11 protein-coding genes are annotated in these 13175 nt (G+C 61.0%); 1 reads left to right on the plus strand and 10 read right to left on the minus strand.

Going from position 1 to position 13175, the window contains the following annotated elements; genetic code table 11:
• Positions 1-2 precede the first annotated feature (2 nt).
• The 4 genes from K3819_RS00400 to coxB form a co-directional block, all read right to left on the minus strand.
• On the minus strand, positions 3-890 hold the full coding sequence (locus K3819_RS00400) for a cytochrome c oxidase subunit 3 (protein WP_011331798.1): 888 nt from the start codon (positions 888-890) through the stop codon (positions 3-5).
• Positions 891-915: 25 nt separating this feature from the next.
• Positions 916-1467: a cytochrome c oxidase assembly protein gene (locus tag K3819_RS00405; protein WP_011331799.1), complete on the minus strand. Its 552-nt coding sequence runs from the start codon at positions 1465-1467 to the stop codon at positions 916-918.
• A 27-nt stretch (positions 1468-1494) separates the two neighbouring features.
• A complete protein-coding gene (ctaD, locus tag K3819_RS00410; RefSeq protein ID WP_221398422.1) occupies positions 1495-3093 on the minus strand; it encodes a cytochrome c oxidase subunit I in 1599 nt (532 codons plus the stop codon).
• An 82-nt stretch (positions 3094-3175) separates the two neighbouring features.
• Positions 3176-4303, minus strand: coding sequence for a cytochrome c oxidase subunit II (gene coxB / locus K3819_RS00415; RefSeq protein ID WP_064592505.1), 1128 nt, complete (start codon positions 4301-4303; stop codon positions 3176-3178).
• A gap of 369 nt (positions 4304-4672) precedes the next feature.
• Between coxB and K3819_RS00420 the strand changes: the two genes are divergently transcribed.
• Positions 4673-5305 (plus strand): hypothetical protein, encoded by a 633-nt coding sequence (locus tag K3819_RS00420; RefSeq protein ID WP_039764833.1) that lies wholly within the window; start codon positions 4673-4675, stop codon positions 5303-5305.
• Positions 5306-5356: 51 nt separating this feature from the next.
• Here the strand turns inward: K3819_RS00420 and K3819_RS00425 are convergent, their stop codons facing one another.
• The 6 genes from K3819_RS00425 to K3819_RS00450 form a co-directional block, all read right to left on the minus strand.
• On the minus strand, positions 5357-6883 hold the full coding sequence (locus tag K3819_RS00425; RefSeq protein ID WP_221398423.1) for a SulP family inorganic anion transporter: 1527 nt from the start codon (positions 6881-6883) through the stop codon (positions 5357-5359).
• A 90-nt stretch (positions 6884-6973) separates the two neighbouring features.
• Entirely contained in the window at positions 6974-7705 is a 732-nt protein-coding gene (locus tag K3819_RS00430; RefSeq protein ID WP_064592510.1) for a carbonic anhydrase, read from the minus strand.
• 238 nt (positions 7706-7943) lie between these two features.
• Positions 7944-9002 (minus strand): PA0069 family radical SAM protein, encoded by a 1059-nt coding sequence (locus K3819_RS00435; RefSeq protein WP_221398424.1) that lies wholly within the window; start codon positions 9000-9002, stop codon positions 7944-7946.
• A 74-nt stretch (positions 9003-9076) separates the two neighbouring features.
• Positions 9077-10378 carry a cytochrome c gene (locus K3819_RS00440; RefSeq protein WP_221398425.1) on the minus strand — a complete coding sequence of 434 codons (1302 nt, stop codon included), beginning with the start codon at positions 10376-10378 and terminating at the stop codon, positions 9077-9079.
• 12 nt (positions 10379-10390) lie between these two features.
• On the minus strand, positions 10391-12175 hold the full coding sequence (locus K3819_RS00445; protein WP_103385835.1) for a GMC family oxidoreductase: 1785 nt from the start codon (positions 12173-12175) through the stop codon (positions 10391-10393).
• A gap of 2 nt (positions 12176-12177) precedes the next feature.
• Entirely contained in the window at positions 12178-12924 is a 747-nt protein-coding gene (locus K3819_RS00450) for a gluconate 2-dehydrogenase subunit 3 family protein (protein WP_221398426.1), read from the minus strand.
• Positions 12925-13175: the final 251 nt, after the last annotated feature.

The raw sequence follows: 13175 nt of genomic DNA on the forward strand, positions 1-13175 counted from the left end.
CCTCAGAGCACGTAAACGAAGATGAACAAGCCGATCCACACCACATCGACGAAGTGCCAATACCAGCTCGCCGCTTCAAAACCGAACTGATGTTCGTTGTCGAAGTGGCCCTTCATGATGCGCATCAGCATCACGAACAGAATGATCGTGCCGATGGTCACGTGGGCGCCGTGGAAACCGGTGAGCATGAAGAACGTCGCGCCGTAGATGCCCGAGCCGAGGGTCAGCCCCAGTTCGTGGTAGGCGTGGATATATTCTTCGGCCTGGAAACCGAGGAACGCGCAGCCCAGCAGCACGGTGATCGCCAGCCACAGTTTCAGCGCGCCGCGATGACCTTTCTTCAGCGCATGGTGGGCGATGGTGATGGTTACGCTGGAGCTCACCAGCAGGATGGTGTTGATCAGCGGCAGGCCCCAGGGGCTGATGACTTCCTTGGGCGGCGGGAACAGTTTCGGATCCGGCGTGTGCAGCAGCGGCCAGGTGAACTGGAAGTTCGGCCAGAGCATGTGGGCGATGCCTTTGGTGCCTTCGCCGCCCAGTGCCGGGCCGGAAATGTGCCGCACGTAGAACAGCGCGCCGAAGAAGGCGATGAAGAACATCACCTCGGAGAAGATGAACCAGCTCATGCCCCAGCGGAACGAGCGGTCCAGCTGCGGGCTGTACAACCCCGCGCGGCTCTCCTTGATCACCGTACCGAACCAGCCGAACAGCATGTACGCCAGCAACAGGCCGCCGACGAAAAAGATCAGCGGGCCGTGGGATTCCGGACGCGCTGCCTTCAGATCGTTGAACCAGGTCGCCAGGCCGTACACGGTGACGAACATCCCCACCGTGGCGACGATCGGCCACTTGCTCTGGGCCGGGACGTAATAGTGCTCATGAGTTGCCATTTATTGTTCTCCTTATCGGGCACGCTTAACCGCCAGTGTTTGCAGCCACCGGAGGATGTCGGGCGGTGATATCGAACAGCGTGTAGGACAGCGTCAGGTGCTTCACGTCCTTGGGCATGTCGCGGTCAACGATGAAACGCACCGGCATCTCGATCTGCTGACCGGGCTGCAGCACCTGCTGGGTAAAGCAAAAGCATTCGGTCTTGTGGAAATACGCCGCCGCATTGCTCGGCGCGATGCTCGGTACGGCTTGCGCGCTCATCGGTTTGTCGGTGGGGTTGCGCGCGATGAAGATCATCTCGTTCACCGCGCCGGGGTTGGCCGTCAGTTCGTCATGCTTGGGGTAGAAATCCCACGGCATGTCGGCGGTGTTGGTCGACAGGAATTGCACCCGCACCTGCCGCGAGGCATCGACGGTCTGCTCGCCCTCGTACTGCCCGGCGGTCTTGCCGTTGATGCCGAACGCCTTGCACATCACGTCGTAGATCGGCACCAGGGCAAAACCGAAGACGAACATCGCCACCACCACGCCGAGCAGTCGGGTGACCAGCTTCTTCATCGAAATCGAGTCAGCCATGGTGGCGGCCCTCAACGGCTACAGGGTTCATTTCACTTCCGGCGGCGTGGTGAAGGTGTGATACGGCGCCGGAGACGGCACGCTCCATTCCAGACCTTCGGCGCCATCCCACGGTTTGGCCGGAGCCGGTTCGCCGCCACGGATGGTCTTGATCACGATGAACAGGAAGAAGATCTGCGTGGCGCCGAACATGAACGCGCCGATCGACGAGACCATGTTGAAGTCGGCGAACTGCAGGTTGTAGTCCGGAATCCGCCGGGGCATGCCCGCCAGACCCACGAAGTGCATCGGGAAGAACGTCAGGTTCATGCCGACGAAGGACAGCCAGAAGTGCAGCTTGCCCAGGGTTTCGTCGTACATGTGGCCGGTCCATTTCGGCAGCCAGTAATAGGCAGACGCGAAGATCCCGAAGATCGCCCCCGGCACCAGTACGTAGTGGAAATGCGCGACCACGAAGTAGGTGTCCTGGTACTGGAAGTCGGCCGGGGCGATGGCCAGCATCAGCCCGGAGAAACCGCCGATCGAGAACAGAATCACGAACGCCACGGCAAACAGCATCGGCGTCTCGAAGGTCATCGAGCCTTGCCACATGGTGCTGGCCCAGTTGAACACCTTCACCCCGGTCGGCACCGCGATCAGCATCGTCGCGTACATGAAGAACAACTCGCCCACCAGCGGGATGCCCACCACGAACATGTGGTGCGCCCAGACGATGAACGACAGGAACGCGATGCTCGCCGTGGCGTAGACCATCGAGGTGTAGCCGAACAGCGGCTTACGCGAGAAGGTCGGGATGATCTGGCTGACGGCACCGAAGGCCGGCAGGATCATGATGTACACCTCGGGGTGGCCGAAGAACCAGAACACATGCTGGAACAGCACCGGGTCACCGCCACCGGCAGCACTGAAGAAGCTGGTGCCGAAGTGGATGTCCATCAGCATCATCGTCACGCACCCGGCCAGCACCGGCATCACCGCGATCAGCAGGAACGCGGTGATCAGCCAGGTCCAGACGAACAGCGGCATTTTCATCAGGGTCATGCCGGGGGCGCGCAGGTTGAGGATGGTGGCGATCACGTTGATCGCGCCCATGATCGAGCTGATCCCCATCAAGTGAATGGCGAAGATGAAGAACGTCACGCTTTCCGGTGCATAGGTGGTGGACAGCGGCGCGTAGAACGTCCAGCCGAAGTTCGGCCCGCCACCGGCGGTGAACAGGGTCGAGACCAGCAGCAGGAACGCCGCCGGCAGCAGCCAGAAGCTGAAGTTGTTCATCCGCGGCAGGGCCATGTCCGGCGCACCGACCATCAACGGGATCATCCAGTTGGCGAGGCCGACGAACGCCGGCATCACCGCCCCGAATACCATCACCAGACCATGCATGGTGGTCATCTGGTTGAAGAATTCCGGCTGCACGATCTGCAGGCCGGGCTGGAACAGCTCGGCGCGGATCACCATGGCGAACGAGCCGCCGAGCAGGAACATGCAGAACGCAAACCACAGGTACAGCGTGCCGATGTCCTTGTGGTTGGTGGTCAGCACCCAGCGCATCAGGCCTTTGGCGGGGCCGTGGGCGTGGGCGTGGTCGTGGTCGGCATGACCGTGGTCATCGATGACAGCGCTCATGGCCGGTCTCCTTCAAGTGAGTGGACTGGGCAGGCCGGGACGCAGGGCCCCGACCGGTTCACGAAGTACGCAATAGACCGGCTCATTTGCTTTCCGCCTGTTTCAGCTCCAGCACTTCTTTTGGCGTGACCATGTCGCCCTTGTTGTTGCCCCAGGCGTTACGTTCGTAGGTCACGACCGCTGCGATATCGACTTCCGACAGCTGCTTGCCGAACGCCGCCATGGCGGTGCCGGGCTTGCCGTGGAAGACAATGCTCAAGTGGCCTTCTTTCGGGCCGGTGGCGATTTTCGAGCCCTTGAGGGCCGGGAACATTGGTGGCAGGCCCTGGCCTTCAGCCTGGTGACAGGCGACGCAGGTGGTGTGGTAGATCTTGTCGCCACGTTCCTTGAGTTCGTCGAGGGTCCATTCCTTGCTGGTCAGCTCCTTGAGCTGCAACGCTTCGGCCTTGCGCTCGGCAAGCCATTTTTCGTAGTCGGCCTTCTCTTTGACGTCGACCACGATCGGCATGAAGCCGTGGTCCTTGCCGCACAGTTCGGCGCACTGGCCACGGTAGAGGCCGGGCTTGTCGATGCGGGTCCAGGCTTCGTTGACGAACCCGGGGATCGCATCGCGCTTGACCGCGAAGGCCGGCACCCACCAGGAGTGGATCACGTCGGCGGAGGTCACGAGGAAGCGCACCTTGGCCCCGGTCGGCAGTACCAGCGGCTTGTCGACCTCGAGCAGGTAGTGTTCGCCCTTGGCTTCCTTGTTGTGGATCTGCTCGGCGGGCGTGGCCAGGTTGCTGAAGAACTCGACGTCCTGGCCCAGGTATTTGTAGTGCCACTTCCACTGATAACCGGTGATCTGGATATCGATATCCGGCTCACTGGTGTCGTACATCTTGATCAGGGTCGCGGTCGCCGGAACGGCCATCGCCACCAGAATCAGCAGCGGGACGACGGTCCAGAGAATTTCGACGGTGGTGCTTTCGTGGAATTTTGCGGCGACCTGCCCGGTAGAACGGCGGTGCACCATCATCGACCAGAACATGGCGCCGAAGACGATGATCCCGATCACCACACAGATCCAGAAAATGGTCATGTGCAGGTCGAATACTGCGTGACTGATTTCAGTCGCTCCAGGCGCCATATTCACAGTCCAGGCAGCTTGCACCGGGCTGAAAATCGACCACAACAGGAGGCCCATCCAGACGTGTGGATGTCGCATCATTGCGGGTTCCCCTTATCGTTCTTGTTATCCCGCCGGCTTTCACCAGAGGCAAGGGAGCGGCTGCATCAGACTACGAACTTGAATCGCCGGGCCTTGCTGCGTGGGCAGTCGGGCGTCATCAGCTAACTCCATTCAATGGCGAGTATAGACAGCCACCGAGAAATGCAATGTGAGGACGTAAATCGAATGAAACAGCTGACACTTGCGTTCCAGGGCACGAATGGAGAAGGATGCAGACGAGTGGTGGCAAACCGATATAACGCCGGTGCATCAAGGATGAAATAATTATGACAAATGCGTCTTAGCATTTTTCGTAAGCCAGCTAAGTTATGTCTTCCCTATTTCATTGCCTTGTTTCCTGGAGTTTTCATGAACACCGCCGCATTGCGCGAGCAAATACACATAGCCCGACAACACGAGATTGAAACCGGAAAGCTGACCCGTCAGCTCGAAGCTCAAATGCAACACCTGCACCCGGCGATCCAGTTGCCGGAAACCGACGCCAACGGCGTGCTGACGCGTTTTGTCGCCGCCTACATCGACGAAGTGCCAGACCTGCTGGATGCAGCCAATGAAGTCGCCAGGGAAGCGGGAATCGAATCGCAGATCAAACCGGTGCTGAAAATCGCCGAGCAGTACTTCCTCCAGCCGCCCGTGGGCCTGGACAGTCTGCTGGACGAAGCCTATCTGGCGCACCGTTTTGTCGAAGAGGTCAACGACCTGTACATCAAGCATTTCGGCCAGCCACTGATCCCCTTGGACATGACGGTCGCCAATCTGATTGCTCACCAGTTGATCGGTGAGGAATTTGCCAACCAACTCGACGAAGTGGTGCATCACGCGGTGGACAGCATGCTCGACGACGACAGCTTTGCGCTGGAGTCGGTGGAAGCCTACCGCGAGAAACTCAGTAGCCCGGACACCGGTGCGGCGTGGAAACGCTGGCCGTGCATGAGTCGCCGTCTGGGCGTGGGCCTGGAGCTGGATCAGCCTGCGGCTTGATCTCGGCGCAAACGATTGGGGGAACAGATTGCTCTGTTCCCCCAAGTGTTTTCAGCCCGCCGCACCGATCCCGGTGGTGGTGCGGATCCGTCCCTCGAGCCGTCGCTTCAATCCACGCGACTCGATCAACAGTTTCGCCCCCTTGGCCGCATTCGCCCGGCCCCACTCTTCAAGCAGTTCCAGACACGAATGGTCGATGTAGCTCAGGTTGTTGAGTGGCACATGCACCGTCGTGCCCGGCGGAATGCTGCCCAGCACCTGAGTCAGTGCCGGCACCTTGAGGAACGTCGCGGCGCCCACCAGACGCAACTCCATTTCCCCTTCCTGCGGCAGATCGATCAGGCTGATTTTCAGGCGCGAGGCCTTGAACGCCAGTTTCAACAAAGTCAGGCCGAAACCGATCAATACGCCCGTCAACAGGTCGGTGAAGATGATCGCCAGCGCCGTGGCGGCGTAGGTGAACATCGGCATCCGGCCATAACGCCCCAGACCACGGAACGCCTTGAGATCCACCAGTTTGAAACCGGTGTAGACCAGAACGCCGGCCAGACTCGCCACCGGAATGCTCTGCAGTACACTCGACAGCAACAGCACGAACGCCAGCAGCCACAGGCCATGGAAAATCGTCGAGTAACGTGTGGTGGCACCAGCCTGGACGTTTGCTGAACTGCGCACGATCACCCCGGTCATCGGCAGCGCGCCGACCAGACCACAGAGCATGTTGCCGACGCCTTGCGCCGACAGCTCACGGTCGAAGTCCGAACGCGCGCCACTGTGCATGCGATCCACCGCGGCGGCGGACAGCAGGGTTTCGGCGCTGGCGATGAAGGCGACAGCGAACGCGGCGATCAGCAGCGTCGGGTCGGCCAGGCTGAGCAGGTCCGCCGGTTTCAGCCAGTCGATGGCTTCGGCCAGATTCGCCGGCACTTCAACCCGCTTCACTTGCAGCGCCAGCAAAAGGCTGGCACCTGTCGCCTGCCCGACCCCGAGCAGCGCGCCGGGAATGAAACGCAGCGAATGCGGGCGGAATTTTTCCCACAGCCACATCACCGCGATGGTCGACAGCCCGAGCAGCCCGGCCTGCCAGCCAAAGGACGGCAAGGCCTGCGCCACCGCGCCGGGGAATGCCGTCAGGTTGTCCAGTCCAGAGGGTTTCGGTGACGCGTCAAGCATCACATGCACCTGTGACAGCACGATCAGCACACCGATACCGGCAAGCATGCCGTACACCACCGCTGGCGCCGTGACCCGGAACCAGCATCCGAGCTTCAGGCGTCCCGCTACCAGTTGCAGGAAACCGGCGAGCAGCAGTATCGGCCCGAGCATCTCGATGCCGTGCTGGCGCACCAGCTCGAACACCAGCACCGCCAGACCCGCCGCCGGACCGCTGACCTGCAACGGCGACCCCGCCAGCCAGCCCACCACCAGCCCTCCGATGATCCCGGTGATCAGGCCTTTGGCCGGTGGCAGCCCTGAAGCAATGGCAATGCCCATGCACAGCGGCAACGCGACCAGAAACACAACCACTGAAGCGAGCAGCTCCCGTGGCAACACAGCTTTCAATTGAGCCGCACGCATGGCGATACTCCCGAAGTTTTCTTCAGGCGTGGCAAGGCCTGGCCGCTGAAACAGCGGCCGGCGTCAAACCACACGGATTTTTAGGAGGATTTAGAAGCGCGCTTTGGGCGTCGCCACCGGAATCGGATGGCTGCCGTCGAGCGGCAGGAAGCATCCCTGATCCGCGTCGTAAGCTTTGATTTCGCTGGTTTCGATGTTGTAGACCCAGCCATGGATGAACAGATGACCGTTCGCCATGCGCGAGGCTACCGAAGGATGGGTACGCAAGTGCTGCAGTTGGGCGATGACGTTTTCCTCGGTGAGGATCGGCATGCTTTCTTTTTCGTCGGCGCAGTTGCAGTTGTCATGCACCATGGTTTTCGCGACTTCGGCGTGGCGCAGCCAGGCTTTGACCGTCGGCATCTTTTCCAGGCTGTCCGGATTGAGTACCGCGCGCATGGCGCCGCAGTCGGAGTGGCCGCAAATGATGATGTGCTGCACGCCGAGGGCCAGTACCGCGTATTCGATGGCGGTGGAAACGCCGCCGTTCATCTGGCCGTAGGGTGGCACGACGTTGCCGACGTTACGGGTCACGAACAGATCGCCGGGCGAACTCTGGGTGATCAGTTCAGGAACGATGCGCGAGTCGGCGCAGGTGATGAACATGGCCCGTGGCGATTGGGCCGTGGCGAGTTTCTTGAAGAGTTCTTCCTGCTGCGGAAAGACCTCATGATGAAAATGCAAAAAGCCGTCAACGATACGCTTCAACGCTGCATCGGCGGATTCCGCCACAGGGGCGGCTTGCGCCGACGCAGCCAACGGCTGTTTATCCTTGTCACTCATGATTCATCCTCATTGGCGGATTCGGGGAGTCGTTCCCGTGTATTCCGGTGTGAAGCCAGTGGCTGTTTAGAACATCCGGGTCATCCCGACCCGTCAGTCACTCGATGAGCAAGGTAACTGCCGAAACTTAACTCAAACTGAATCAAGCGCTCTAGAACGTGTGTTCCAGGTCACAAAATGTGTGACCGGCGTAAACCGGGTCAAGCATTCCTTCCTCTCAACCATGAGCCAATTGTCGCTAAATCAGCGACATCTGACGACCCGGCGGACAGAAGGCCGTGCAGTCGAGGTTGTAGCCTTCGCGGTGATTGAGTCCCAAGCGCTTGATCGCTTTGGCGAAGCGCTGGGCGAGCAGGTCGGCAAACGGCCCCTCGCCGCGCATCCGGGCACCGAAACGGCTGTCGTACAGCTCGCCGCCACGGCTCTGGCGGATCAGGCTCAGCACATGCGCCGCACGCTGCGGGTAGTGCGCCTCAAGCCATTCCTCGAACAGCGGCGCCACCTCCAGCGGCAGGCGCAGCATCATGTAGGCCGCGCTCTGGGCGCCGGCCGCGTGGGCCTCGGTCAGCAGGCTTTCGATTTCGCTGTCGTTGATCATCGGAATCATCGGCGAACACAACACGCCCACCGGAATCCCCGCCTCGCGCATCACCCGGATCGCCCGCAAACGCGCCTTGGGCGCAGCGGCGCGGGGTTCGAGGATGCGTTTGAGTTCGTCGTCCAGGGTGGTGAGGCTGATCATCACCGCCACCAGCCGCTGTTGTGCCAGTTCGGTGAGCAGGTCGAGGTCGCGCAGGATCAGCGAGCCCTTGGTGACGATCGTCACCGGATGCCGGTAGCGCAGCAGTACTTCGAGGGTCTGGCGGGTGATCCGGTGTTCGCGTTCGATCGGCTGATAGGGATCGGTGTTGGATCCGAGGTTGATCGGCGCACATTGATAGCCTTTTTTCCCCAGCTGTTCTTCCAGTAGCTGTGCCGCGTTGGTTTTGGCGATCAGTTTGGTTTCGAAATCCAGCCCCGGCGACATGTCCCAATAAGCGTGGCTGGGCCGTGCATAGCAATAAATGCAGCCATGCTCGCAGCCGCGATAGGGGTTGATCGAACGGTCGAAGGGCAGGTCCGGCGAGGTGTTGCGGGTGATGATGGTCTTCGCGGTTTCGAAGCTGACTTCGGTGCCCTGAGTCAGTGGCACTTCCTGATACCAGCCGTCATCCTCGGCCACCGAACGACTCGGCGCGAAGCGGTTGTGCGGGTTGGTGGCGGTGCCGCGACCGCGCGGAGGAAGAGGGGTGGACATGGCAATGCCTCGATACTGTGTGCATATACAGTATCGAGGCGCTGTCGGTCTGACTAGTGCCGTTTGGCGAACAGTCAGTTGTGCTGTGTCACCTGGCCGAGGTCATCGTTCGAGGTTTGCTTCATATCGTCCTTGCGCAACTGGGTCACGTCAGCGGCCTTGACCGGCGCGCCCTTGTTGCCCCAACTGCCACGGATGAAGCTCACCACATCGGCCACTTCCTGATCCGACAGACGCCAGGCGAAGCCAGGCATGGTGAAGGTCGATGGCGCGGCGTGCGTCGCAGGTAGAGTGCCGCCCTTGAGCACGATGTGAATCAGCGAGGTCGGGTCGTCCGATTGCAACACCGGATTACCTGCCAACGCCGGGAACACCCGGGTGTAGCCATGGCCGTCGGTGCGGTGGCAGGCGGCGCAGTTGTCGATGTACACCGACGCGCCACGCTGACTGTCATCACCGTTCCACAAGGCCTTGGCGGCTTTCTCGTCGTACTGGTGCGGCTGGTCGGCAGGATCATTGGCCGGCAGCGATTTCAGGTAACGGGCAATCGCGGTCAGGTCGGCGTCGGTCATGTACTGCATGCTGTGGGTGACCACGTCGCTCATGCCGCCGAACACTGCGCTGCGGTCGCTGCGACCGGTCTTGAGGAACTGCACCAGTTGCTCTTCGCTCCAACTGCCGAGACCGTCCTTGTGGTCACCGCGCAAACTTTTGGCGATCCAGCCCTCCAGCGGCGCGCTGCCTGACAGAAAACTGCTGCCTTCGGCCGCGCTCAGGGATTTTTCCTGCATGGTCAGGGCCCGTGGCGTATGGCAGGCGCCGCAATGTCCGAGGCCTTCCACCAGATACGCCCCACGGCTGACGACGGCGTCGTCCGACGCGGGTTTGTAGTCCTCGACCTTTGGCGCGAACAGCCAGCGCCAGCCCATCAGCGGCCAGCGCATGCTCAAGGGCCAAGGGATGTCGCTGGCCTTGTTCTCTTGCGCCACCGGTGCAACGCCATGCATGAAGTAGGCGTAGAGCGCCCGCATGTCGGTTTCGCTGACACGGGCGTAGGACGGGTACGGCATCGCCGGGTACAGGGTCGTGCCGTTTTTGGCCACGCCATGGCGCACGGCCTGGTCGAAGTCCTCGAAACTGTAGTCACCGACACCGGTTTTATCCGGGGTGATGTTGGTTGAGTAAATTGTGCCGATCGGGGTTTCCATCGGCAGGCCACCGGCGAACGGCTTGCCATCCTTGGCCGTGTGGCAGGCCACGCAGTCGCCGGCACGGGCGAGGTATTCGCCTTGTTTGATCAGGGATTGATCAATTTCGGCGCCGTGAGCGGCCGTGCTGCCGAGCAGCGCGAGGGTCGCGATAACGAGAGTCTTCATGGTCATCGCTCCTTAAGCCTGAACCAGCGGGCCGGGGTTTTTCAGGTACTGCTCGCGAATCGCTTTCGCCGACCAGTAGGTCAACGCGGCGACCAGCCCGGTCGGGTTGTAACCCAGCCCTTGCGGGAACGCCGAGGCACCCGGAACGAACACGTTGTGCACGTCCCAGCTCTGCAGGTAGCGGTTCAGCGCGCTGGTTTTCGGATCGGTGCCCATGATCGCGCCGCCGTTGAGGTGGGTGGTCTGGTACGACGCGGTGTTGAAGTGGTCGCCGACTTTCTTGCCGATCACGGCAATGGCTTTCGGGCCCATGGCCTCGGCGATCTTGCCCATTTTCTCGACCATGAAGCGGTTCATCTTGATGTCGTTTTCCTGCCAGTCGAACGTCATCCGCAGCAGCGGCATGCCGTAGGCATCGCGGTACACCGGGTCCAGATCGAGGTAGTTGCCTCGGTAGGACTGATGCGCGCCGTGGGCGTCCATCGACACCTGGTGGGTGTAGTAATCGGCGGTCGCGCGTTTCCACGCACTGCCCCAGGCCGGAGTACCGGGCGGGTTGGAGGTGCCGGCGATCGGTCGGCTGCCGGCTTGGTTGACCCACATCGGCGAGCCACCGACGAAACCGTGAGGCCCGTGGTCGAAGTTGTCGGCGTTGAAGTCATCCACCGCCACACCGTTGCCGCCGGCGCCGATGAAGTTGTTGGTGTGGGTGTCCTTGTCGAAGAACGCCTTGATCGTGGCCATGTTCTGGTAGGCGAAGTTGCGCCCGACCACGCCTTCACCGCTGACCGGGTCGTAGGGTTTGCCGATGCCGGAGAGCAGCATCAGACGCACGTTGTGCAACTGGAATGCGCCGAGGATCACCAGGTCCGCCGGTTGTTCGATCTCGCGGCCCTGGCCGTCGACGTAGGTGACGCCGGTGGCTTTGGTTTTCGTACTGTCGAGGTTGACCCGCAGCACGTGGGCGTTGGGCCGCAGTTCGAAATTCGGCAGCGGCTTCAGGGCCGGCAGAATGTTCACGTTCGGCGACGCCTTGGAATACATGTAGCAGACGTAACCGCTGCAGAAACCGCAGAAGTTGCACGGGCCCATCTGTGCGCCGTAAGGGTTGGTGTACGGCCCCGACGTATTTGCCGAAGGCAGGTTGTAGGGTTTGTAACCCACCTCCGTAGCCGCTTTACCGAACAGCTGTGCGGAAACCGTGTTCTTCTGCGCTTCCAGCGGGAACGGGTTCGAGCGATCCGGTGCGTACGGGTTGCCGCCCTTGCCCTGGCCGACCAGTTGTCCTTTCACGGTCCAGGCCTGGCCGGAGGTGCCGAAGACTTTTTCGGCGAAGTCGAAGAACGGTTCCAGCTCTTCATAGCTGACGCCGAAGTCCTGGATGGTCATGTCCTTGGGGATGAAGCTTTTGCCGTAGCGCTCTTCGTAGTGGCTGCGCATGCGCAACTCGATCGGGTCGACCCGAAAGTGCACGCCCGACCAGTGCAGCCCGGCGCCGCCCACGCCATTGCCGGGCAGGAACGCGCCCAACTGGCGATTCGGCAGGGCGATGTCGTTGATGCTGTGGCGGATGGTGACGGTTTCCTTGGAAACGTCCTGGAAGAGTTTTTTCCGCACGCTGTAGGTGAGTTCGTCGATCACCTGTGGATAGTTGCCGTCCGGGTAGGTGTCCTGCATCGGCCCGCGTTCCAGTGCCAGCACGTTCAGCCCCGCTTCGGTGAGCTCCTTGGCCATGATCGCGCCCGTCCAGCCGAAACCGACGATCACTGCGTCGACCTTTTTCATTACCGTTGCCATGCTCACGCCCTCTCGCCGCGAATCGAAACTGCCGGGAAGGGGTACTGCTCGTTGCGTTCCACCCAATCCATGAAATCGGCGCGGGCGCCGGGGAAGCCGATCATGGTCCAGCCGACCATGTCTTTATTGCCGCCATGGATCGGGTCGCAGAAGAACCCTTCCTTGGTGTTTTGCAGCAGCAGGCTGAAGAAAATCTTCGCCGGAACGCTGTCGAATTGCGGTTTCCCGGCTTCGAGCTGCTTGAGCAGATCGTCTCGGGTAGCGCTGTCTTGCTCGGCAAATGTTTTACCGTGGAGGGATTTTGCCCACTGATCCGTGGCGGCGATGCCGAGACGATAGATTTCTTTCGGGACCAGTTTGCTCTGCCAGCCCATCTCCGGCGCGGCGTCGGCATTGAACGGGCCCTGCATGTACCAAAGGGCACCGGCGGCATACGGCGTGTTCATCTGACGGTCGATGTATTCCGGCACGCCAGCTTCGAGTGCACCTGGGCCCTGCGCGTCGTTGGGGATCAATTGCGCGACAGCGGCATTGATGAACGCCCACTCTTCGGCAGTGAAATAGCTTGGCTGATAGGTACTGGCTTCAACGGCGGCTGGTTTCGCCGGGGGCGTGGCAGGCGCACTTTCCGGCGCGGCTTGCAGCACGGTGCTGCCGAGTCCGCTGCCGGCGAGGGTAACCACTGGAATCAGGGTCAGGGATTTGCGCAAAAACTCACGCCGCGGGTTGTCTCGATCTTCATCAGACATGGGGATGCACCTCATCAGGCATTGATGGTTGTCAGCCGTTTCTGCGAACGGCTCAAGAATTTTCTGGCTGCGACGTGGCCGGAATGACCGGGAGAAAGGGGACGCGTCTGCAACATGATGTGACAAATGGTAGCAGGCTAAGCAACGGGATGAACCGATTCAGCCAAAAAAACAGCGCTTTCGATCAAGGGAACCGCGGTATTCACGATTCTTTTACAAGCGCCTCACGCGGATTTGACCGCGAAGCTCGC

The organism is Pseudomonas sp. 3-2, assembly GCF_019710535.1.
GTDB lineage: Bacteria > Pseudomonadota > Gammaproteobacteria > Pseudomonadales > Pseudomonadaceae > Aquipseudomonas > Aquipseudomonas pharyngis.

Excerpts from the sequence above, each read along its gene's own strand:
- K3819_RS00450 (WP_221398426.1), bottom strand. The coding sequence starts at position 12,924 with ATGTCTGATGAAGATCGAGACAACCCGCGGCGTGAGTTTTTGCGCAAA.
- K3819_RS00400 (WP_011331798.1), bottom strand. The coding sequence starts at position 890 with ATGGCAACTCATGAGCACTATTACGTCCCGGCCCAGAGCAAGTGGCCG.
- K3819_RS00435 (WP_221398424.1), bottom strand. The coding sequence starts at position 9,002 with ATGTCCACCCCTCTTCCTCCGCGCGGTCGCGGCACCGCCACCAACCCG.
- K3819_RS00405 (WP_011331799.1), bottom strand. The coding sequence starts at position 1,467 with ATGGCTGACTCGATTTCGATGAAGAAGCTGGTCACCCGACTGCTCGGC.
- K3819_RS00425 (WP_221398423.1), bottom strand. The coding sequence starts at position 6,883 with ATGCGTGCGGCTCAATTGAAAGCTGTGTTGCCACGGGAGCTGCTCGCT.
- K3819_RS00440 (WP_221398425.1), bottom strand. The coding sequence starts at position 10,378 with ATGAAGACTCTCGTTATCGCGACCCTCGCGCTGCTCGGCAGCACGGCC.
- coxB (WP_064592505.1), bottom strand. The coding sequence starts at position 4,303 with ATGATGCGACATCCACACGTCTGGATGGGCCTCCTGTTGTGGTCGATT.
- K3819_RS00430 (WP_064592510.1), bottom strand. The coding sequence starts at position 7,705 with ATGAGTGACAAGGATAAACAGCCGTTGGCTGCGTCGGCGCAAGCCGCC.
- K3819_RS00445 (WP_103385835.1), bottom strand. The coding sequence starts at position 12,175 with ATGGCAACGGTAATGAAAAAGGTCGACGCAGTGATCGTCGGTTTCGGC.
- K3819_RS00420 (WP_039764833.1), top strand. The coding sequence starts at position 4,673 with ATGAACACCGCCGCATTGCGCGAGCAAATACACATAGCCCGACAACAC.
- ctaD (WP_221398422.1), bottom strand. The coding sequence starts at position 3,093 with ATGAGCGCTGTCATCGATGACCACGGTCATGCCGACCACGACCACGCC.